Origin of the sequence: Rhizobium indicum (genome assembly GCF_005862305.2) — a bacterium.
GTDB classification, from domain to species: Bacteria; Pseudomonadota; Alphaproteobacteria; order Rhizobiales; family Rhizobiaceae; genus Rhizobium; species Rhizobium indicum.
Window position 1 is genome coordinate 97,610 of the sequence record NZ_CP054024.1, and the last position, 20,088, is coordinate 117,697.

Annotated in this window: 20 protein-coding genes and 10 pseudogenes; 21 read left to right on the plus strand and 9 right to left on the minus strand. The window is 56.5% G+C overall.

Annotation, left to right across the window (positions count from 1 at the left end):
* Positions 1 to 105: 105 nt before the first annotated feature.
* The gene (locus tag FFM53_RS32275) at positions 106 to 753 is read right to left on the minus strand and encodes a hypothetical protein (RefSeq protein WP_165586552.1); all 648 of its coding nucleotides are present in this window, start codon (positions 751 to 753) and stop codon (positions 106 to 108) included.
* Positions 754 to 1,214: 461 nt separating this feature from the next.
* Here FFM53_RS32275 and FFM53_RS32280 point away from each other — a divergent pair, with 461 nt between their 5' ends.
* The 3 genes from FFM53_RS32280 (at position 1,215) to FFM53_RS32290 (ending at position 5,514) form a co-directional block, all read left to right on the plus strand.
* Positions 1,215 to 2,036 (plus strand): hypothetical protein, encoded by an 822-nt coding sequence (locus tag FFM53_RS32280; protein ID WP_138333637.1) that lies wholly within the window; start codon positions 1,215 to 1,217, stop codon positions 2,034 to 2,036.
* An 83-nt stretch (positions 2,037 to 2,119) separates the two neighbouring features.
* Positions 2,120 to 2,881, plus strand: coding sequence for a hypothetical protein (locus FFM53_RS32285; RefSeq protein ID WP_138390949.1), 762 nt, complete (start codon positions 2,120 to 2,122; stop codon positions 2,879 to 2,881).
* A 338-nt stretch (positions 2,882 to 3,219) separates the two neighbouring features.
* Complete coding sequence (locus FFM53_RS32290) at positions 3,220 to 5,514, plus strand: nSTAND3 domain-containing NTPase (protein WP_246413381.1); 2,295 nt, start codon at positions 3,220 to 3,222, stop codon at positions 5,512 to 5,514.
* Between the two features lie 391 nt (positions 5,515 to 5,905).
* Here FFM53_RS32290 and FFM53_RS32295 read toward each other — a convergent pair whose 3' ends face one another.
* Positions 5,906 to 6,109, minus strand: coding sequence for a cold-shock protein (locus FFM53_RS32295; RefSeq protein WP_012760580.1), 204 nt, complete (start codon positions 6,107 to 6,109; stop codon positions 5,906 to 5,908).
* 148 nt (positions 6,110 to 6,257) lie between these two features.
* Between FFM53_RS32295 and FFM53_RS37115 the strand changes: the two are divergent.
* The 3 genes and pseudogenes from FFM53_RS37115 to FFM53_RS32305 form a co-directional block, all read left to right on the plus strand.
* Positions 6,258 to 6,332: pseudogene (locus tag FFM53_RS37115) on the plus strand (ATP-binding protein); the annotation flags it as partial.
* Between the two features lie 592 nt (positions 6,333 to 6,924).
* Complete coding sequence (locus tag FFM53_RS32300) at positions 6,925 to 7,125, plus strand: hypothetical protein (protein WP_077987990.1); 201 nt, start codon at positions 6,925 to 6,927, stop codon at positions 7,123 to 7,125.
* Between the two features lie 78 nt (positions 7,126 to 7,203).
* Positions 7,204 to 7,374: pseudogene (locus FFM53_RS32305) on the plus strand (transposase); the annotation flags it as partial.
* A 13-nt stretch (positions 7,375 to 7,387) separates the two neighbouring features.
* On the opposite strand, the pseudogene FFM53_RS32310 reads toward FFM53_RS32305, so the two are convergent.
* A pseudogene (locus FFM53_RS32310) lies at positions 7,388 to 7,612 on the minus strand (hypothetical protein); the annotation flags it as partial.
* A gap of 45 nt (positions 7,613 to 7,657) precedes the next feature.
* Between FFM53_RS32310 and FFM53_RS36670 the strand changes: the two are divergent.
* The 4 genes and pseudogenes from FFM53_RS36670 to FFM53_RS36965 all read left to right on the plus strand — a co-directional run.
* Positions 7,658 to 7,708 (plus strand): annotated as a pseudogene (locus FFM53_RS36670) (hypothetical protein); the annotation flags it as partial.
* A 33-nt stretch (positions 7,709 to 7,741) separates the two neighbouring features.
* Positions 7,742 to 7,948 carry a hypothetical protein gene (locus FFM53_RS36675; RefSeq protein WP_240604664.1) on the plus strand — a complete coding sequence of 69 codons (207 nt, stop codon included), beginning with the start codon at positions 7,742 to 7,744 and terminating at the stop codon, positions 7,946 to 7,948.
* Positions 7,941 to 8,264, plus strand: a complete 324-nt coding sequence (locus FFM53_RS36960; RefSeq protein ID WP_276314870.1) for a nucleotidyl transferase AbiEii/AbiGii toxin family protein — start codon at positions 7,941 to 7,943, stop codon at positions 8,262 to 8,264. Before FFM53_RS36675 ends, FFM53_RS36960 begins: the two co-directional genes overlap by 8 nt.
* The gene (locus tag FFM53_RS36965) at positions 8,261 to 8,644 is read left to right on the plus strand and encodes a nucleotidyl transferase AbiEii/AbiGii toxin family protein (RefSeq protein WP_276314871.1); all 384 of its coding nucleotides are present in this window, start codon (positions 8,261 to 8,263) and stop codon (positions 8,642 to 8,644) included. The genes FFM53_RS36960 and FFM53_RS36965 overlap by 4 nt, the downstream gene beginning before the upstream one ends.
* A 300-nt stretch (positions 8,645 to 8,944) precedes the next feature.
* Here FFM53_RS36965 and FFM53_RS32325 read toward each other — a convergent pair whose 3' ends face one another.
* Positions 8,945 to 9,163 (minus strand): hypothetical protein, encoded by a 219-nt coding sequence (locus FFM53_RS32325; RefSeq protein WP_105009810.1) that lies wholly within the window; start codon positions 9,161 to 9,163, stop codon positions 8,945 to 8,947.
* 284 nt (positions 9,164 to 9,447) lie between these two features.
* Between FFM53_RS32325 and FFM53_RS37120 the strand changes: the two are divergent.
* Together FFM53_RS37120 and FFM53_RS36680 are read left to right on the plus strand one after the other, a co-directional pair.
* Positions 9,448 to 9,563 (plus strand): annotated as a pseudogene (locus tag FFM53_RS37120) (helix-turn-helix domain-containing protein); the annotation flags it as partial.
* A 120-nt stretch (positions 9,564 to 9,683) separates the two neighbouring features.
* A pseudogene (locus FFM53_RS36680) lies at positions 9,684 to 9,892 on the plus strand (DUF4158 domain-containing protein); the annotation flags it as partial.
* Between the two features lie 15 nt (positions 9,893 to 9,907).
* Here the strand turns inward: FFM53_RS36680 and FFM53_RS32330 are convergent.
* The 3 genes and pseudogenes from FFM53_RS32330 to FFM53_RS32340 all read right to left on the minus strand — a co-directional run.
* Positions 9,908 to 10,276 (minus strand): annotated as a pseudogene (locus tag FFM53_RS32330) (pyridoxal-phosphate dependent enzyme); the annotation flags it as partial.
* A gap of 224 nt (positions 10,277 to 10,500) precedes the next feature.
* Positions 10,501 to 11,211: a hypothetical protein gene (locus FFM53_RS32335; RefSeq protein ID WP_138333632.1), complete on the minus strand. Its 711-nt coding sequence runs from the start codon at positions 11,209 to 11,211 to the stop codon at positions 10,501 to 10,503.
* Positions 11,212 to 11,605: 394 nt separating this feature from the next.
* On the minus strand, positions 11,606 to 11,917 hold the full coding sequence (locus FFM53_RS32340) for a hypothetical protein (protein WP_138333630.1): 312 nt from the start codon (positions 11,915 to 11,917) through the stop codon (positions 11,606 to 11,608).
* Positions 11,918 to 12,125: 208 nt separating this feature from the next.
* Between FFM53_RS32340 and FFM53_RS36190 the strand changes: the two are divergent.
* The 5 genes and pseudogenes from FFM53_RS36190 to FFM53_RS36975 all read left to right on the plus strand — a co-directional run.
* Positions 12,126 to 12,329, plus strand: a pseudogene (locus FFM53_RS36190) (IS5/IS1182 family transposase); the annotation flags it as partial.
* 475 nt (positions 12,330 to 12,804) lie between these two features.
* A pseudogene (locus FFM53_RS32345) lies at positions 12,805 to 13,581 on the plus strand (sugar ABC transporter substrate-binding protein); the annotation flags it as partial.
* 562 nt (positions 13,582 to 14,143) lie between these two features.
* Positions 14,144 to 14,362, plus strand: coding sequence for a helix-turn-helix domain-containing protein (locus FFM53_RS32350; protein ID WP_065284469.1), 219 nt, complete (start codon positions 14,144 to 14,146; stop codon positions 14,360 to 14,362).
* A gap of 405 nt (positions 14,363 to 14,767) precedes the next feature.
* Positions 14,768 to 15,340, plus strand: coding sequence for a pyridoxal-phosphate dependent enzyme (locus FFM53_RS36970; protein ID WP_343075056.1), 573 nt, complete (start codon positions 14,768 to 14,770; stop codon positions 15,338 to 15,340).
* Between the two features lie 8 nt (positions 15,341 to 15,348).
* Positions 15,349 to 15,717, plus strand: a complete 369-nt coding sequence (locus tag FFM53_RS36975; RefSeq protein ID WP_343075057.1) for a pyridoxal-phosphate dependent enzyme — start codon at positions 15,349 to 15,351, stop codon at positions 15,715 to 15,717.
* Positions 15,718 to 16,187: 470 nt separating this feature from the next.
* Here FFM53_RS36975 and FFM53_RS37125 read toward each other — a convergent pair whose 3' ends face one another.
* Positions 16,188 to 16,349 (minus strand): Lrp/AsnC ligand binding domain-containing protein, encoded by a 162-nt coding sequence (locus FFM53_RS37125; RefSeq protein WP_246710580.1) that lies wholly within the window; start codon positions 16,347 to 16,349, stop codon positions 16,188 to 16,190.
* Positions 16,350 to 16,586: 237 nt separating this feature from the next.
* Between FFM53_RS37125 and FFM53_RS32365 the strand changes: the two genes are divergently transcribed.
* Positions 16,587 to 17,012, plus strand: coding sequence for an ACT domain-containing protein (locus tag FFM53_RS32365; RefSeq protein ID WP_138333628.1), 426 nt, complete (start codon positions 16,587 to 16,589; stop codon positions 17,010 to 17,012).
* 376 nt (positions 17,013 to 17,388) lie between these two features.
* On the opposite strand, the gene FFM53_RS36685 is transcribed toward FFM53_RS32365, so the two are convergent.
* On the minus strand, positions 17,389 to 17,979 hold the full coding sequence (locus FFM53_RS36685) for a hypothetical protein (RefSeq protein ID WP_246413383.1): 591 nt from the start codon (positions 17,977 to 17,979) through the stop codon (positions 17,389 to 17,391).
* A gap of 260 nt (positions 17,980 to 18,239) precedes the next feature.
* On the opposite strand from FFM53_RS36685, the gene FFM53_RS32375 reads away from it, so the two are divergent.
* The 3 genes and pseudogenes from FFM53_RS32375 to FFM53_RS37130 all read left to right on the plus strand — a co-directional run.
* Positions 18,240 to 18,902 (plus strand): MreC domain-containing protein, encoded by a 663-nt coding sequence (locus FFM53_RS32375; RefSeq protein ID WP_138333626.1) that lies wholly within the window; start codon positions 18,240 to 18,242, stop codon positions 18,900 to 18,902.
* A gap of 132 nt (positions 18,903 to 19,034) precedes the next feature.
* Positions 19,035 to 19,595, plus strand: a complete 561-nt coding sequence (locus FFM53_RS32380) for a hypothetical protein (protein ID WP_138333624.1) — start codon at positions 19,035 to 19,037, stop codon at positions 19,593 to 19,595.
* A gap of 163 nt (positions 19,596 to 19,758) precedes the next feature.
* Positions 19,759 to 20,057: pseudogene (locus FFM53_RS37130) on the plus strand (hypothetical protein); the annotation flags it as partial.
* Between the last annotated feature and the right edge of the window lie 31 nt (positions 20,058 to 20,088).

Genomic DNA, 20,088 nt, shown 5'->3' on the forward strand with positions numbered 1-20,088 from the left:
GCCGCGATCTCCGCGTCGCCGGCGTCGCCTTGGCGCCTCAGGATCCGCCAGAGACCCACGAATTCATTTGTGTCGTTTGGTCCATCGCCCTTGAGCCTCGCGTAGTCATCGAAGGCCTGCTTTCGCCTGGATCGCAAGCGTGTCCGATTGAGCCGGAAATGCCTGATCGTCTCCTCTCCCTGCGGGCTTGCCGCTTCCAGCGTTCCGTCGTCGCGGCACGAGATGGCGGGCAATGTCGTCGGCACAGGGGTCGACCAGGAGTGGTGTCTCGTCGAGGTCGAGGTCCGGCCATGTCCCGTCGCCTTGATCGACGAAGCGGACGTACTCTTCCGGCGTCGGAATGTGCGCCCTCTGTCCAGCGACCGGAAAATAGGTGGCCCGTTTCGGCCTGCAGTCCTCACAGATCGGATAGAGATTGATCCAGGCATCCGACAGCCAGCCGTAATAGAGATGGGCATCGCGTGCCCGGCCGTCCTCCTCGCTGCCGATGGTCGGCTCGGCGTCGTTCATTGGCCTGAACCGATGCAGGAACATGCTTTTCGACGCCTGCTCGCAGAATGCACATTTTCCCAGGAACACGTGCGAGAGATCGCGCATGACCTCCCGAGATTCGAACTGCATGATCGGAACGCGGGTCTGTTCGCGTTTCACGGGGTCGAGCTGCAGGTAGCGGAGGAAGGACTGCCGCCTTTCACTGGCAAACGAGCCTCCCAGGGCTGCAGGCGGACTTGGCGCCCGCACGACATGTCGCATGATCTCCCCCAGCGGTTCACTGCTGCAACGGCAGGCGCCTCCTAGCCTCCCGGGCTGCACGACGAACGTTCCGTCAACAGCAATATCCAACTTCAATCCTCAGGACCGATCATGTATATTGCGAGGCGGACTTGCAACTATAAAGTTTAGTGGAAGGAATAACTTCCGGCGTTTTGCGAATTCGCGCGGCGAAGCTTCCCTTGCGGCCGCAGGACCGCAAGCGCAACCGCGTCAGGGATGGTCGCCCGTAAGGGTGAAGACCGGCTGCCGAGCTTCAGCTCTGTCGTCAGCCCGGCCGCCAGGCGACGCCAAAGGGATCAATGGGCGCAGGGGACGAAACAGCCGGTGGTGATGCACCTCCGCTTTGCGTTTTCAACATGGCGATCGCGACGTTTTCCGATGCTAGTGTGTGGCACAGAGTATCGACCAGACATTCAACGATTCGACTTCGGAGATCTTCGGTGACCAATCCTTACCTTCAGCCGAACGGTACAGCGGTTCTTCAGGACTCCTGGTTCTGCTTCCTTGATATTTTGGGCTTCAAGGAAATTTTGAAGGCGAACGATCATGTGCGCATTTCCCAGTTCCATGGCCTGCTGCAAGAAGGTCGGATGATCCTCGAAGGTCCCCCTGACGACGCCGAGTATCTCGACCGGGATTTTCATGCGCTGACGTCGTTTACCGACAACATTGCCTTGGGTTTCCCCATCCAGGAGGACGGTGAAATGGAGGCAGGCATGGTGTTTGAACGGGTCGCCCGGTTCCAACTGGCGATAGTCCTCAGAGGCTTCTTCATCAGGGGCGGCGTTGCTGTCGGCGAGGCTTATATCGATGAGCTCGCCGTATACGGACCGGCCCTTCTGGAGGCCTATGCCGGTGAATCGGAACTGGCGCGCGATCCTCGAATTGTCCTGACTGAAAGCGCAAAGACACTCGTCACCGAGCACCTTGCCTATTATGGAAATGCCGGTCACGCACCACAAAACAACGTGCTAAAGAGGGATAGGGACGGGCAATGGTTCATCGATTATCTGCGGGCGGTGATCGCCGATGAAAGTTACGACCCTCCCCACGCCGATGGCGACACGGTTCGCGCGCACCGTGATGTGGTCACCGATCAGCTTCGTCGCTTCAGGCAGAGCCCGCGCATCTGGAGCAAATACGAGTGGGTCGCCCTTTATCACAATGACTTCTGTCGCCGATATCCCGACCTCTTCGACGAGAGTTTCTTCATCGAGATTGACACGGTGCGGGGGCAAATCGGCAGCATCGTCGAGGCCTGAGCGCCCATGCTGGCGCCGGCCGGCAGGCTCATGATGAAAACCCGAATTGTTGGAGAGGGTGAGTGAAGGCAATAGCGCTTGCATTGGCGATACGGGAGTTCGCATTCCATGCGGAAGAGTCCCGTCCCGGAGATCCCGTACTAATTGGGGACGGCGACTGGCGGGAATTGCCGCGCGAGGCTCCGGACATTGGACCGATCAGCGATAGAGTCTCGCGCATCGTCGCGGATCTTGACGAGGTTCTGAGGCACGACAACTGGCGGCCGGACCGGACCTTCGAGCCACCTGCGGATGAAGGGCACTGGTCCATCGGTTCGACCGAACAGCGTGCGCCGATTCGAAAAATCCACCGCGGCTATCTGGAACCGATCAGGCGCTTTTCCCTCGTCGAACATGTGCCGGACCTTGTCGTGGCTTTTCTTGCCAGGATCCCGGGTTGGGATGATTATGTGAAACGGGAATACCATCAGGGTGTCGGCTGGCACTATCACTATCTTCCCGATCCCGGAAGACGCTCGGATGTGCTTTTGGCCTGGGACACCCGATGGCAGGAATCCGCTCCGCCGCCGACCAAAAAGCCCTTACCGCTGCGCCCGTTTTTCGGCGAAAAGCACGGCGAAGGCAAAGCTGACGTTCAGGCCAAACCGTGGCTATGGGGCGACAAGAAAAAGGAGTCGATGTATGGGCTCTGCGCTCCCGACCTGAGAAAGTGGTCGATCCACGAGTTCCGGTGCGCATCGAGCGATGCCGAGGCGGTGTGGCCGCCGGGCGCCGTTGTGACGCCAATGCCGGCGCCTACAGCATCGCCCCGAACGAAGGCGACGAAACCGAAGCGGCGGCGCTGATCGAAGGCCTCGCCGGCCAACCGGCGACGAGGCCAAAGAGATCTGAAGTAAAGCTTTGCCGGAAGGGCCCTTGCGCCGCCCCGGTCTATGCCTTCGCGTCAGCGATTTTGGCCGGAAAGCCGTTTGTCTTGTCGATTGGTCTTTTTGGATCGGCGGATCGGGACGCCGTTTCGTCTTGCTAGTTCCGGATTTTGGACCCGCATCGCGGAACATAGCTTGGGGCACGAAAAGACCTGAAGATAGGGCCCCCGGTAGGCGGTTGCCGTTCGCACAGGCACTCGCCTTGCGGTCGATTGTTGTTCTATATCATGGCGAACTCATCAGGGATTTGAAATGCAATGGCCGACCGGTATGACTTTGCCACTCTTTCACCTATCGAATTTGAGGACCTCTGTGTAGACTTGGTCTCTGCAGTGACAAATTTGCGGTTTGAGCAATTCTCGCCGGGACCCGATCAGGGAATGGATGGCCGCCACAGTCGGTCAGGTGGCGATGTGATTCTTCAAGCGAAACACTACAAAGAGAGCACTTGGGCAGCGCTCAAGTCAGCAGTGAAAGCCGAAAAAGCGAATGTCGCCCGCCTAAATCCATCGAAATACTATCTCCTTACTTCTGCCCGCCTTACCCCGCCTCGCAAAGATGAGCTCGTGATGATTCTGAATCATCCGTCTGTCACAGCGTCAAACATCTGGGGGCGACGAGAACTGAATGGCCACCTTCGCCGAAAGGGCGCGGTCGAGAAGCAGCACATCAAGCTCTGGCTTTCCAGCGTCGCGGTTCTTGAGCGCCTATTGAGGAGCGGCATCGCCGTATTCACACAAGCGACGCACGAGGATATCGAGCGAATTCTCAAGGTCTTTGTTTCAAGTCCTGGCCATATCAAGGCCTCGCGTATCCTCGCGGACCACCACTGCCTGATCGTTTCGGGGCCTCCAGGCGTCGGCAAAACCACGCTGGCGCAATTTCTGGCAGCAGAATACAGCGACAAGGGATGGAGAGTTATTGCACTCAGATCAATCGACGAGGGCTTCGAGGAGTTCGAAGGCGAAGAACCGAAAATCTTTTTCTTTGATGACTTTCTCGGGGCGACCAAGCTTGACCCAACATCGCTGACGGGTCGCGACAACCGAACGGTGGCCTTCATGTCGATGGTACGGAAAGCCAAAAATAGGCGCTTCATCCTTACGACACGTTCCTATCTCCTTCAGGCGGCTCGAGAAATCTCCGAAGCGCTTGAACACAAGATTGTCGAAATATCCGAGATGGTGCTCGATCTTAAGATCTATTCGAGAGAACTGAAGGCTCGGATCCTCTACAACCATCTCTACCACTCGCGGATCGACCCAGCATCAATCCAAGCCCTTCTCAAAGGTGATATGGTGCGGCGGATTGTCGATCACCGGAACTACATGCCCCGCATTATTATGCGGATGACTGACGAGCTATCGCAGCGAGACGTGGCGCCGGATGCATATCCTAAAGTCTTTATGCAGACGCTCGAGAAGCCGGAGCAGATCTGGGACAAGTCGTTTCGACAGCACATCAGTCCAAAGGCGCAAATTCTTCTGTATTGCATGCATTACATCGAACGTGGCGAATTCTTCTCGCGCGGAATACGAATTGCTAAACTCCAGGCTTTTTACGATCGCGCAGTTGTCGAATTCGGTGAAGTGAAGAGACAGCAGTTGAGAGCTGTGACGTTCGAGGAAAGCTTGCGCGAGTTGGAGTCCTCTTTTGTCGTGATCGACGACGACGACGTCGTGGATTTTATAAATCCGTCATTGGAGGACTATCTCAATAGTGCAGCATCGGATCCGAACGTTGTCCTCACGCTCGCGGCATGTGCTCCTACAATTCAAACCGCGATATCGCTTTGGGAGAAAGTGGATCCGAAGACTTCCGATACGGATCGAGCAAGAATCGCTTCCGCAATACTGAAGGCGTTTTTCGACGGTCTCGTGGAGGGGCGTATGCCGCTCCATGAGATTGCGATTTTTTTCGGCGAGCTTTTGGTGCGTGTGGACAACGCGGGCTACGTCAAGCGCCTCCGCAAAGAAGATTTTAGTGAGCGCTTTTGGTTGGATGAGGTCTCTCTTCCTGCGCTGGTCGACAGTTTGAGCAACGGCCACTTCAGTCGGCTCCCATATGCGCGAGCGTATGCCCGATATCTCCGCCTCAGAATATTCAAGTTCATATCCGATGACCCGGAGCAGGCACTGGAGCTCGAAGAACTTGGTGCACTCGCGTCTAACCTGAACTCTTCCAGGGTGGCCATGTGCGACGAGTTCTTCAAAAAATACGATCAGGCGGCCGAGGTGACGGTGGATGCGCTCAAGCCAGATCGTATCTCGGACGAGGAGTACCCGCATCAAATACTAAAAGGTTGGGTCGATGAAATTGAAAGGATCGTGTCTCTGACTACGACACCTATGATAACTCGTAAGGCAAGCGAACTTCGAGAACGACTGGCGTCCTTCCAGAGCGATGAAGACTCTATCATGCAGCAATGGGAAAATGAACGTAGTCGGGAGGCGGCAGAAGACCATTATCCGGCCGGGCGCGGCGCCTCTTCAAGGCGATTCTCGAGCACGGATATAATGGCGATGTTTTCTTCTCTAAAGCAGGCGAATTAGCTGGGACTGTCGCAGGTCTTGCAGTGGACCCAGTTCTTGGCATCGGTGACGAAGGCCTCCTGCCCGGCCTTCTCCGCCGGACTACTCCTAACCGATCCGGCGACAAATACCGGGTCGGGTGCTGGCATTGACCGCCCGACCCAGACAAGCAGGGACAGCGAATGGATAAAACAAAGCCCTGATCGAACGCGTTTAGCGGCTCGAACCGGGCAGAACGCTCGTCCTATTCGGCAGCCATACCCGAGGCGTTATCGCCATCGATGAGGAGAGCCAAGGTGTCGGATGTGCCGGTCATCTGTCAGACTCTTCCTGCGGCCATGCTCTGCACGTTGTCGATGGCAACGCTCTTTCGCTGACGGTCAGGAGGCTGGATCGTCACGCCGTTCTGGAACTACAGGACCGATACATTCTCTGCTTTGGACTTTCCGGTCTTGCGATCCTGCCCAACCTCGAAGCTCACCTTGTCGCCCTCACGGAGCGAACCGCCACGTTGCAGCGCAGACACGTGGACGAAGACGTCCTGTCCGCCATTTTCGGGTGTAATGAAACCGAAGCCCTTGTCGTCATTGAAGAATTTAACCGTACCGGTTGCCATGGGAATTCCAATCTCGTCTAAGCGTTCCGCGGCGAAGTTACAACGGGAACCGGAACGCATCAACCGAGAAAAGCCGGCTCGTCGCTGGAAGGGCAAGGTCGACGATGACCATGGTATTCAATGCAGACATCGTTGCGGAGGCGATCCTCGCGAAAAGCGCCGTTCCGGCCTTCTGCAGAAGGCCGGAACGGCGCTCGAGACAAACGAAACAGCAAATCAATGAAGGGGGTCAGTTCTTCGTTTCGCCTACGGGGTCAAATCTCCACTTCGCTTGACAATTGGCTAAAGCTTTACGTGCATAAGCTACTTATCATATTCCCTGGCGAGCAGAAATGGACGGACCGATAATTTTCAGGACGCGGCGATAACGACAATTGCGTCCTGTTCATATATCTAAATGAGTAGTGGTTAATTCCGAAGGAAGTTCGGAAATTCCAAAATACGCAGCAGCCGGTTCAATGTAGTTTCGGGGCGCCGGCAACATAAAACGATAAAGCATGCAAAAATAGGAGGATAGGCCGTGAACTATCGGAGAATTGTTCTTGCGCGCTTTGCGCAAGCGTTGGCTTGCAACAGGAATCATTCTGCGTGCACCCGCTCAGGCGCCGGGAAGAATTCCACCGCCTATTGTGCAGATTCATGCGAGACGCTCCTGATGCCGGACATCGGCAAATAATGGCGCGCTAGGGGTTGCGCGCGGCCGAGGCAATCTGTGTCGATGCGTAATGGCTTGAGGCTTGCATGCAACCCCTACCATATCCACCCATCGTCGAAATTGTTGACGCTGCCTTTCATATGGCAGAGCGGAGGCTAAGATGACCACTGCATGTGATGAGAAACATATCGAATTGAAGCCGATTTCGAGCTGCAGACGAGAAGTCGAAGTCGCGATGGTGGAAATGCTCGTCAGTTTGCAGAAACGTGGATGGTCGGCTGCGGAATTGGCACTGGCGCTCGCAGATGCCTCCGAAGATCTCGTCATGCTGATTGCGACCAAAAGGCTTCGACCGAATTAGGTCGTGGTGACGATTTAACGATTTGGGATTCCGCCGGAGGCGCAAATCAGATTCAAGGCTGACTTTTGGAGATCGGCCGTGGATTGTGATGCGCTTCGGGATGACCAGTGGGAACGGATCAAGGATTGTGTGCCGGGCGGCACGAAGGGCAAACGCGGCCCGCGCACGAACAACCGGCTGTTCCTGGACGCGCTGTTGTGGATGGCCCGTTCCGGCGGTCTCTGGCGTGACCTGCCCGAACGGCTCGGCGGGCACTGTAAACTTAACGCTGCGAAGACAAGATCTGGGAGTGAGGCTTTGGTTCATTCGGCGGGCGCGCGATTTGGCGCCATGCTCGCATGGCAGTTGCTCGCAATTCTCGATGGTGGGTGGATGGAATATCGTGGCGGGGAACGTTAAAGAGGTTGGCGATCGGGTCGTGTACGGAAACGAAACGCTGAAGATGTCGCGCTGACTTGAAGCGCTTCATGATCCTCTCCCGCCGTCGCTCGACATTCTCCGGTATTCTCGTGGCGCCGGCGGTCTTGATAACATCTTCACTGTCCTCAGGGATATCGCGCCGCAGATTGATTTCGAAAGCCTGACCAACCTGTCGCGCGTCACCGAACGGCCGGTCGTGCAGCGCCTCGGCTACCTTCTCGACAGGCTGGGTCACGGCCCACGCCTGGCGTCGATGCGTACCGCCTTGGAAGACCGCGGCAACCTGCCCTGGACGGAGCTGGACCGCAAAGAAGCCGGCGATCCCGACTTTTCTACTGAAGTGCTCGAGCGCGACCCGCGTTGGCGGGTCATCGTCCGCCGCTATCCGGAGGCCGATGAATGATACAAGCTCAGAATATTGTCGCGTGGGGCAATGTCGCGCCTTGGGCCGATCAACGCAGATCGAACAGGATCTGATTATCAGCCGGGCGGTGGTCGCGATATTCACCGACCCCTTCTTGCGCGAAGCCTTGAGGTTTCGCGGCGGCACAGCCCTCAACAAACTGCACTTCCCGGCTCCGCTGCGCTACTCGGAAGACATTGATCTCGTGCGCACAGAGGCCGGGCCGATCGGCCCGGTACTGGACGCCTTCGTGTCGTCCTCGAGCCGTGGCTTGGACACGGTCAGTACGAGTCAAGTCCGGTCGCACCCAAGTTGAAATTCCGGATTGAGGCCGAGGACGGCGGCGGCGTCCCCATCCGCCTCAAGGTCGAAACCAACATCAGCGAGATCGAAGCGTATGATCCGCCGATCGACTTGCCGTTCGGCGTGACCAATCCATGGTTCACCGGAAATGCGTCCGTCCCGACATTCTCCCGTGAGGAAATGTTGGCCACCAAGCTGCGCGCGCTGCTGCAGCGGGAGAAGGGTCGCGATCTCTATGACCTGGCGCATGGCCTAGAGACGTTTGAGGGCCTGAATGTGGAGAAAGTGGCTGACTTTTTTGGCCGCTACGTCGCACTTTCGGGCCAGGTCATCACGCGGGCACAGGCTGAGCAACGGATGTTCGCGAAGCTTGTGCCCGGCCGCGCTTTCTGACCGACATTCAGCCATTGCTTCCGACACAGCAGGCCGAAGCGCTGATCGACCAAACGACCCTCCAGTCATTTACCAGCGTTTTCGCGGCATTCATCGAACGCTTGCCCGGTGACACGTGGTTACGCACCACTGAAATGCGCGAGCGCTTCGGCGTGGTGTAGAGATATGAATTGGAACGATGACGTCCAGGGTGGCCTGGGATGAGCGACGGAACGAGAGAAGAGGAGCCGCCGACGCACTATCTTCGCCAGGACAATGATGGGTCCGGGACGCAGGTGTGGCGTATTGATGTCACCGCATTTATTCTTCCACCAACCGCAACACTGGCGGCGCTCCATATGCGCGGAACGCCTTAAGGTCGGCTTGAACCATCGGGCCACGCGGCGTGTGCATGGTGAGGGTGCTGATATCGACATCAATACCGGATTTGTGTGCGTCGCGGATGGCATCATTCATTTGTTGAAGGGCTGCGCCTAGTCTTTCCTCAGCATGCTTCTGTCTTGTGAGGTGAGATGTCATGGTTGTCCTGATCGTTTGCTGTTCGCTTTCCGCTTATGCGGGTAGCTTTGTGCGCCTCGTTATATAGATAGTGTTCAGGCGCTACCATCTTACGGGCTCCACTTTGTTGCGGGTAAAACCAGGACTTTTAGCGAGGCAGGGCGTTAGCCAAGGCGGAATACCTCGGCGTCCGACGCACTGGCAACAGTTATATGCCGGCAGATTCCTTTTTTCAAATGCAACTTAGACAATATCGGCCATGATTTCAGGAGGATGGAAAGGCCCGCTCTATTGTGCAGTTGAGTATGGACGAACGTCGCGTTGTTGGGCGGATGCATGAGAAGAAGATCAGTCAGGCGGAGATCGCGCGCGCCCCCTTGGCCGAGACCCTTCGACGATCTGCCGCGAGCTACGACGGAATCTCCGTTATCCTTGATTGGTACTGCGACAGACACGTTCGGAGTTGGAAAGAGACGCATGGGGTTTCCTAAGACGCCATGCTGGCCAGCGGTTACAAAAGCCGAAGGCGAATTACTGTTCTATGCGTTTGGTCCGCGCTGGGGTTATCTCATCCCTGGGAAACGTGCGCAGATCCACGGAGTTTTTCGTTATAACAGTCGACGAGGACAGCCTAATCCGACACTATTCGTTTTCACTGTCGGATCGACTGGAGATCGAGCTGCGGAGGCGTGATCATAATCTGCTCGGCTTGCCATTCAGCTGTGTTTAATGCGATACCCGGGCCGGTTAACCTGACGGTGCCAATCAGCCGTCCCTGTAGTAATAGCTATAGCCGTTGAGCGCCGGGGCGCCGCCGAGATGGGCGTAGAGCACCTTCGAGCCCTCGGGGAAGAAGCCCTTGCGCGCGAGATCGATCATCCCCTGCATCGACTTTCCCTCATAGACTGGGTCGGTAATCATCGCCTCGGTGCGCGCCGTGAGCCGGATCGCCTCGTTGGTCTCCTCCGAGGGCACTCCATAGGCGGGATAGGCGTAGTCAGGGTTGATGACGATCTCGTCTTCACGCACCGGCCGACCAAGGTTCACGAGTTCCGAGGTCGCATCAACGATCTTCCGCACCTGATCCCGCGTCTGCTGGAGGGTGCCCGAGGCATCGATGCCAATGACCCGGTTGCGAAAAAGGGTAGAGGCTTGCCGAGGGGACTGTCAAGCGACAATCTACGATGGCTTGGGGTCAGGTTACACTCAGGCTATCGTGCGTGGTCGCCACGATCAAACGAATCGACAAGTCAATCGCCCGACTGGCTCACTTCCGTAAGCCAGGCGCCTTTGTCGCATGCAGTGGCTGTCGATTTTTATCCCGCGCAGTTCAGCAAGTGTACCGAGATACCGAAGCGCTATTGAGAAAGCAGGCGCGGAACTGGAAAATCTAGTACTTTGTCCGTGTAGCTTTCTACCAAGGCGCTAAACGGCGTGCCATCTCGAAGTTTCAGTACGGCACGATGTTCGAGCAGGAACGGCGGCAGGCTAAGGGAACTTGTTTCATGCGTTATTAGGCCGTCCATGTCCCAGCCTTCGGATAGAGGGGACCAGAGCAACTTGGCAGACAGGTTTGTGCGAGTGAAATTGAGAGCCTGAACGGCTCTGCCAAACGCGATATCGCTGGTATTCAACGCCTGATTCATCTCTGCAGTTAATTTTGCAGGTACATACCAATTGTCGGCTTCGGACAAGACGCGGTCGCCGCAGACCAGGCGCACGCGGCGATAAGCGATCAGCTCACCCGGTCCGACGGTCAGAAGTTCACGGATGTGCTCATCGGCCGGCTTGTCTTGCCCGCCCACACGCTGAGCTACAATCTTAGAACCTTCCGGTGCGAGCTTGTGCGCGGCGCACCAGCGATCAAGGGTCAACGTAGCACTGGCGCTACTCAGGAGATTGGCATTCAAGGTCTGAAGGACCGCAAGCGCTTCCACTCGAGATGTCGGCGAGTTCAGCCACTGAGACCCTATAGACGGTTCTCGCGCAATTGCGATCTGGGTGCCCAGCACGATGGCAGTCGCTGCAAGTGCGGCGATGCGAATGCGTTTCGAAGAACAAAATGACACGGAGAACGAATCCTTTCTGCAGTAAATTTGATGGGCGAACCCTGCGCGTCAAATTTCCTTGATTTTGGCAGGCGAGCGCGCGTTGTCAGCGTATTTGATACCGGCAGCAAGATTTGAACCGCGCCTTGCGTGTCCCGATAGACTTTCTTACCATCTTCCGATCTTCCTGCCGTGCTGGTTCGTACCTGTTGAAGCCTGTGTGCCCGAGCCGTCCGTTGCTTGCGTCGCATCAAGGTCGTCCATGATATCCTCCATCCGCTCGCTGACCTGTTGTTGGAGTTTGCAAGCGTTGGCGACTGAGCCAGCGAAATATGGAAACCCGATAGACGTGGATTTCAAATGAGGAACGTGGCGGCCGGTCCGAATCCTCCTAATCATACATCGTAACTCTCGCTTAACGGTTTAGCGCCTTTGTCGTCCCCTCCCTCGTTGCGGAATGTTCAAATAGCTGGAGCGGATAAAATAGCTCGCAACCGAAAGCAAAATCGAGGAGCAATTGCTGGAAAAAGGTCTTCTTCGTCGACGCAGAGCCCTCCTTCCGGTCGAGTGACAATTGTAGACTAGGCAGCGACACGCCGTCGATGGTTGCCAACCGCAGATGCGAGTAGCCAAGACGCTTGTCTGATTTCTTTTGGTGATCCATGTCGTCGTGCTCCTTGTGCAAGCCTCCCCACGATGACGTCGCCGGCAAGATTTCAGCATTCATGGGAAGGAATTTTCCTGTTGCACTATCGTAACTCATCATAACAGGACACTTGATGAAAACGACAAGCAACGCAACAGATGTGTCGGATATATTTTAAAGTATATTTTTTCCAATTTGGCAGATCTTACTTTCTCTTGTGAAAAACCAGTGAGTTATAGAATATATTATTGTATATATTTCTATTTATAACGCACTTCATGTCTTTGGTGGCCGCATGAAATGGCAGGCTCTCTAACGGCTACGGCAAACGCTCGCTGGTCGAAACGGCAATCGGGCGATAAAAGTCATCATCGGGGGGCGTCTGCGGGCCAGGTCGCGGCCTGGTGAGCAGACCGAAGTCGCCATCGGCTGAGCCGTTCTCAATCGCATGCTTGACTGCGCACGCCCGAAATCCGTCCGCCGCAAGGCACCACGGCATGATCAGCCGTTTCAAAGATCCCCCATCAGTTCAATTCCAGATCCGTGCACCAACGCCCGGCACGCCTTGAATCCGGTCGTCGCCGATCGCATTCGTAGAGTTTGTTGTCTCAATGCATCACTTCTTCTCGGAGCTTAACGCGGACGGCAGAGAGGAACGCGCGGAAGTCGACCGTCGATTCAAGGAGTCGGACGCTGACGCTGACAGGGTCCCCATGGCAGGGGTACGGCCGTCAGCATTCGGTTGAGAATTCGGGCCTATCCATGGCCAGCGATTGGACATGGTCATGAAATAAAATTGCATCGACAAGTGCAGATGACATGTCGTCGCCAACGACCTCTCCGGAGAGGTCTGCGCCGGAGCCAGGAGGTCTGCGAGGGAGAGTGTAGAGTTGCCGCCTCGACCGGCCCAGTTCAGCGACCGCCCGGTCCATTGCGGCGGCGCCGCTCTTTTTAATCCCTCCTGCCATGTGACGCTGCAGGTCGAAGACGCACAGAACGACGTTTCCAAGCAGCAGAGCCAGATCGAGAATTTCATCGCCTCCAAGGTCGATGCAATCATCGTCAACCCTGTCGACACCGATGCGACCATGGCAATGTCGAAGCTTGCGGCCGATGCCGGCATTCCGCTGGTTTACGTCAACCGTCAGCCGGTCAACGTCGACACGCTGCCGGATAAGCAGGCCTTCGTCGCTTCCAACGAGCAGGAATCCGGCACGCTGGAAACCAAGGAAATCTGCCGTATTCTCGGCGGCAAGGGCAAGGCCGTCGTCATCATGGGCGAGCTCTCCAACCAGGCTGCGCGCATGCGGACCCAGGACGTTCATGACGTCATCAAGACGGATGAATGCAAGGGTCTGGAGATCGTCGAAGAGCAGACGGCGAACTGGGACCGTACCCAGGGCGCCGACCTGATGACCAACTGGCTCTCCAGCGGCATCGAATTCGACGCCGTGATCTCCAACAACGACGAAATGGCGATCGGCGCCATCCAGGCGCTGAAGGCAGCCGGCAAGGATATGACCAAGGTTGTCGTCGGCGGCGTCGACGCCACGCAGGACGGGCTTGCCGCCATGCAGGCGGGTGATCTCGACGTCACGGTGTTCCAGGATGCCGCCGGCCAGGGCAAGGGCTCGCTCGATGCAGCGCTCAAGCTCGCCAAGGGCGAAAAGATCGAAAAGAAGGTCTACATTCCCTTCCAGCTCGTGACGCCTGCCAACGTCAAGGACTTCGTCACCAAGAACTGAGACGAATGCCAGACAGGATGCGGGCTTTGCCCGCATCCTCTTTTCGGGCGCTCGAAGTTCCTCAAATCCTTAAAGATGAACGACCCTTGAGCTCAGGGTGCGCTTGATCCCGATGCGCCGTTCTCAGGCGATCTCTTCAAGACGACGGCCGATCAACAGCGCCCGGCAGGTTTCTCACAGGCTCTGGCCGAACCTGCGGACCATGAGCTTATCACGCCGAGGCAACTCTCGAATTGTTTGTCCATCGTTCTCCGCTCGGGAATGATCAGTGCATCACTCCCTACGAGCTTCCCGACCGGGGCGAACGCTCCTGCCAGATCGGAAGCTACTTGTCGGCCGTCGTGAGTGTGCGCCGCAGTTGGGAGCTTGGGTTACCTCTCGTCGGCTGCTACGCAAGGGTTGTCCGCCCTTCATCGCGTCAGACCTGTACTCCGCTGAACAAACTGATAGAAAGTGCGCCCGCGGAATTCGAAGAAACTGTCCGTTGCCGGACGCGGTCGGCAGCGGTGGAACTAGAAAACGGATGCACGTTTTCCGGCCGCCAAAAGGAGCCTTAATCGACATGAACATGGTCTCGAAGATTGCGAAATCCCCAGTTGCCCCGTCCGTTGGTGCTCTGCTTGCAGAAGCTCGCCTAGCTCGCGGTTATTCGCTGGACGACGTCGCAGAAACCACTGGTCTGACTGTGGCAGAGGTGACAGCTCTGGAGAACGACGTGGATTTCGACGCGTCGAGGATTCGAAGGACCGCATCCGCTCTAGGGATTTTAGAAAAGATATGAGATGTGCCGCGCAGACATCGTTGAACAGCTTTTCCCACGGCTCTACCTCCTCGAGGAAGGTGGGTGCAGCAACTCACGGCTCGCGCTTCAATGGGGATGCTGCTCAACTCGGGCACAATTTTAAAGGGTAGGGCAGGGAACCTCGGCTGTGATGTTCGACAACCAGCTGACTCTTCGAGGGGAATGGCGCGGCTGGCGCAGTTCTTCCGCTCGCAAATTCGGCATCATCGCGTGCAGCTCGATTCCAAGGTTCAGCAGTCTCTTGGGAAACTTCGTGGGAATCCGCTGTATGATCTCCTTGGGTGTTTTGCATCGGTTTGACACCCATCGAAAACTCAACACGCGGTTCACCCGGGTGGCTTGCCCAATAGACGCTAGACGATCAACCGGAAGGACAAATAAAACATGCAACTGAGCCCCCCGCCCCCCGTCGAGTTTGCGCTCAACGCTATTGGCAATACACGGGTCGTACGCCTGCGTCGCGTCGTACCGGACGGGAGCGCTCAAGTCTTTGTGAAGCTCGAGTATTTCAACCCGACGGGCTCGTATAAAGACCGCATGGCAAAATCCATCATCGAAGAGGCTGAGCGCCGCGGAGATTTGAAGCCAGGAATGAGAGTAGTCGAGGCGAGGGGGGGAAGCACGGGATCCTCGCTCGCCTTCGTTTGCGCCGTGAAAGGCTATCATCTCATCGTGGCTTCTTCAAACGCCTTTGCCATGGAGAAGTTGCGTACCATGCGCAGCTTTGGCGCAACCGTTGATCTGATCCACAGCCCGTCCGGCGAGATTTCGGCCGATCTAATTCCGTCTATGATCCGTCACGCCCGGGAGGTCTCCAACCGGTCGGACTGCTATTATTCGGACCAGTTTAACAACCGCGACGCCTTGATTGGCTACGAGGAGATCGGCCATGAGTTGGTCACACAATTCCAGACGGTATCGACGCCTTCTGTGGCGCAGTTGGTGTGGCCGGGATGACAATGGGCGTGGCAAGGATTCTGAAGTCGCGCTCAGCGTCGGTTCGCATCGTGGTTCTGGAGCCGGCCTCTTCACCTGTCATATCGGAGGGATGGGCCGGAACCCACCACGTCGAGGGCGTAGGGGTAGGCTTCGTTCCGCCTTTGCTCATTCAATATCTCTATGACGAAGCGCGCAGCATTCAGGAAGAGGAAGCACGCGCTATGTGTCACCGATTGGCACGGGAGGAAGGATTGCTGGTCGGTACGTCCACGGGCCTCAATGTCACTGCGGCGATTCGTTTGGCCAAGGAGTTGGGGCAGGGTAAGACGGTCGTCACGGTCGCGAGCGACACCGGTCTAAAGTACATGAACGGGAAGCTTTTTGCAGATGCCTGACAACGGTCGAGCGACGGCCGGGACGACGCTGGACCTTCGGTTGAATTGGAACCTGCGCGACGAAACGCCCCGGCCCCTAGGCAAACGCGCCCCTCGTTGCATCGGTGGCGCAGTTTTTTGGAGCATCCTGTCAACGGGGCAAGGAAGGTTCATGATCGTGCCCACGAGTAAATTTCACATTCCGTCTAGACTCTGCCACGACGATCGCCAATCTAAACGGCGTCAAAGTCCAAGCCTGGCTTGCCCACCTTCTTACCTGCGTTGCCGATGTGTCCGTCAGAAAGCTGATCAACTGCTTCGGTCGTCGACTGAATTGAACTCTTAGGCGGCATAGTCTCCGGCCCTGACGACGGCTTAAGGCCTAACATTGTCGCATGAGTGATTTTTACTCCGACCCCGACGCAGGAGCCACCCTGTTGCCGCGACACTAAGGGATGCCGGCGCTGTCGAGAGGTAACGGACCGTTGGATTTATAGGGGCGCATCGCGAAAGATGTCCGGATGACGCCAATTGCGGGAAGAGCAAGTAACGCGCAGAACCGTTGCTTCATACGTAGCCATGTCGGGAATCACTACCTCGAGCAAGAAGTCATGATCTCTCGAGACGAGGTGATATGCTACTACTTCGGGCATGGAGGACGGCCCCTAAGAAGGAGTCAGCGTTGTCGTGGGTGACGGGATATCCTCTCTCCAATTGGGGTAGGTTACGGGACCGCCGAAGGCGTAAACCGAAGTACTTTGGCCGCCCGCTCATCGATCCAACATCGTCAATCTGCCTTATGCCAGTTAAGGAAATCTCATTTGTTCGCGCCCCGTCTTAGACAATGAACACCTAAGACATCATGATGATAGGCAAAGGAGACCGCTAAAATGACTACTGTGTCGCGAGACAAGTTCGAAATGCTGTCGAACATGACGCCCTCACTCGAAGACGGCGAGTATGTGTTCTGCTCGATACCCAATGAAGGGAGCAAAGTCCACAATCTGAATCCGATTGGGACATTTCACGAAAGAGAAGGTTTGACAGTCATCCTTGAGAAAGGAGAGGCGCACGAAGCGGGGTTCGAAACGTCACTTGCGATGCGCCAGATCACCCTCAATGTGAATTCTGCGCTCGAGGGCGTCGGCCTTACGGCGGGCGTTGCTGCCTCTCTCGCAGAAGCTGGCATACCGTGCAACATGGTGGCAGCATATCACCACGACCACGTCTTTGTTCCGGCGGGCCTAGCTGATCGAGCATTGCAGCTCCTTATATCGCTGCAGTGCGAGTCCGCGCGGGCGATGCGCAAATGTTGACGAACAGTATTCCCCGCACATGGCCGGCGAAGCTTTACTGACTTCGCGGGCAAGCGGCAGCACGAGCAGACCTGGGCGTTCCTCGCCGAGGCTCCATCGCGATCAACCGAGAAGCTGCGAAGATCGTCGATACGGGCGATCATTGTTTTGGCGAAAACCGTTCGCGATCGCCTGACGCGGGCAACACATCGAGTTTTAAAGGGAGCATGACAATGGAGTCGGCCGAGTTGGGGCACTTCACGATCTTTGGAATACGGTTATTGTAGAGATGTGCGATCAAATTTGCGAATGCCAACTGATCGAGGTCACGCGGATCAATGATATCTACTCAGGTTCTCTACAAAGCGGGAGTTTGGGCATCCCAACACCAACTCGCTTAATCGCCCTTCCGCACGCCAATCTTCCCATCCACCATGATCTTCAGCGCTCGGATCATGCCGGCGAGGTTGAGCAGAACACCCTCGACTTCGTCGTTATTCGCAGCAGCCTCTGTCATCAACGCAGCGATCTCAAGGCCCCCCATCGCAACATAATTTCCGCGGCTGGGGCGAGTGCCGGTTTCCAGGCGCATCTCCCGCACCATTCTTACCGCGCGTTCGACTAGGCGCCGGTATTCGTCAGTGCTCAGTTTGTCGACCTCGTTGGCCGCCCGGGTGAGTTCAGAGATAAAGTCGGCACTGTAGGACATTTGCAGATGGTTTGCCGATGGGTAGGACCTGTCAATGTTCGCCAGAAGGCCGGGGTGTTTGCCGGGTTCCTCGCGGCCTGCGTCGGTCTTACCGAGGTTACCGAATTGCTTTAAATATTGCGCGGTATTAAGTGAACATTGTGGCCGAATGCCGCGATAGTGCGACACTGGCACCGACAATCCGCGGGCGGTCGCATCGAAAGTCTGCGCTCGGCGGTGCGCCTCTTGATAAACGGACAAACGATCAAGATGCTGCCGGGGTGGCCCGGACTCCCGCATCGATTTCCTCCGCTCAGAATGCGATGTAGTCAACAAGAATCAGTCACAATGAAGCGGCGTCAACGGAACTATATCCCGACGGCTGCGATTCTATCGTTTTGTCACAGTTGCGACCATAAGTTGTTCTCTGCGACTGGAGCCGCATTTGCCGAATAGTTAAAAAGGATAGACCGAATGGACTGCAGTCGTTATCTGAAAGGCTTGTTGCGATACTGAAGACGTCGCTGAAAAATTACCATAGACACCCGAGGCTTCCTAAAGTGAAAAAAGTGCAGCGCAGCTTTGCCGTCGAGTACAAATCAGGTCGGCGAAAACTCAATTCTAAACCGAATTCGATTTGGGGAGACACCGATCTCAAGTCCGTTACTCAAGATCTGCAGGACGAGGCAATGCCATTTATGTCATTAACTCCTCAGGCAAGAAGCAGCGAGATGCTTGTATCCGGAGAAGAACAGGCCGGGTCGTTATTGACACTGCCGATCGAGCAGGAGACAAATGCATCGGCTTTACAGGAGACCATAATGGCCGACGAAAACGATACGATGACCAATGCTGAAACGCCGGCCGCCGTGGCGCCCGATGCACCGAAGAAGGTGCGCAAACCTCGCGCCAAGAAAGCGGTGCCTGAAACGGCCGCAGCCGTCGTTTCCATGCAACCGGCAGCGGCTGCGAGTGCCGCAGCTGTCAAGCAGAAGAGAGGACGCAGGCCAAAGTCTGACGAAGGTACGGTGAGTGCCAAGCGTGCGCCCGTCAAACGCGCTCCGAAGGCTATCCAAATAGCGGCTGCACCGCCGGTGGCGGCAATTGATGAGATCGCGGATCTTCTGCAGCTCGAAGAGGAAAACCAGAGGCTGCGCAAGCTGCTGGCGGAGAAGCTCCGTGCTGAAAATGCCGATCTGCGAAAGCGACTCAACCTCGGTTGATTGGCAGCAGACGGCCAGGTGCTGGCCGCATTCTCATGCTTATTGAAGTGTACATTTTGGCGGCGGTTCGTTCTGCCGCCAACGCTTTTGCTCACGGTATGCATACCGGAGTAGAATTCGAGGTCGAATAAAATGGCGTCTCCTTGGAAACTTCTTGCCCGGCTGGTGTCCCCGCGACGGCAGCAGAGGCAAGAACACGGCTCGACCGATGACGTGAAGCCGGACGTATTGGCCATCGCCAAGCCGACTGAAACAGCAGACAACAACGAGTTGGACGGCGCAGACCGACCGGCGGACGAAAAGCCAGTTCTTCACGGTCATTCCGCGGCGATTCCGGCGGACCCGGATCATTCCGAGGAAACGGCAAGCGTTGTTGATGACACGACAGATGTCGAAAGCGCTAGTCCCGTGGAGGCGGCTAATCCGGTCTTATCCGATGACGCCGGTACAGCCTCGTACGACACACCAAAGCCCTCGCAGACTGGCGAAGGTGCAACGCGAAAGCGCAGCAGACGGGACAAGAGAGCAGAAACGATTGCAGTCGCTCTCCCACCTTCTCCACGTGTTCCCGCCGGTTCTGCCGATGCAATCAGCCTTGATGAAGAGATCAGGCTGCTCCGAGACCAACTGGCGCGCAAGCTCCAAAAGCAAAACGCACAACTGAAGAGGATGCTGGAACGGTTCGAACGTTGAAGCTGTCACGATTTGCGGCCCGTTAATCGGGCCACCGTGGCCCGGGTGATTTGTCGGATCAACGGCAATCATCGAGAAACTTCGCGTGAGCTACCATCTCATTTTACTTACAACACCTATTGTTCGACATTGTTTAACCGAGGGTTCGCGCCTTAGATGGCGAATGCCCTGGGCCTCTGGGGAGGCACTAAGGTCTTCAGCGGAGGTTGCGGACGCAAACAGAAATGCAGCCAAGGTGCACATCGCCGGGCGGTGCCCTCCAACATGTGCAGGCGCTGAGCGCAAACTCCGCTGCCCGCTCATCCGCTCTGGGATTTTGAGCGAGGTTAAACTTTCCACTGAAATCACCACGGCGGTGGCCGGCAAGACCATCTGGCAGATCAGGATCGGCACCGACTCTCTGGCAACCACCGGCGTGCTTCCCCAGCGTTTCTTTTAAAGTTCGCCCGCAAGTACCCGGATTTCCACAAGCGGCTCGGCTGGTCGATGCCCG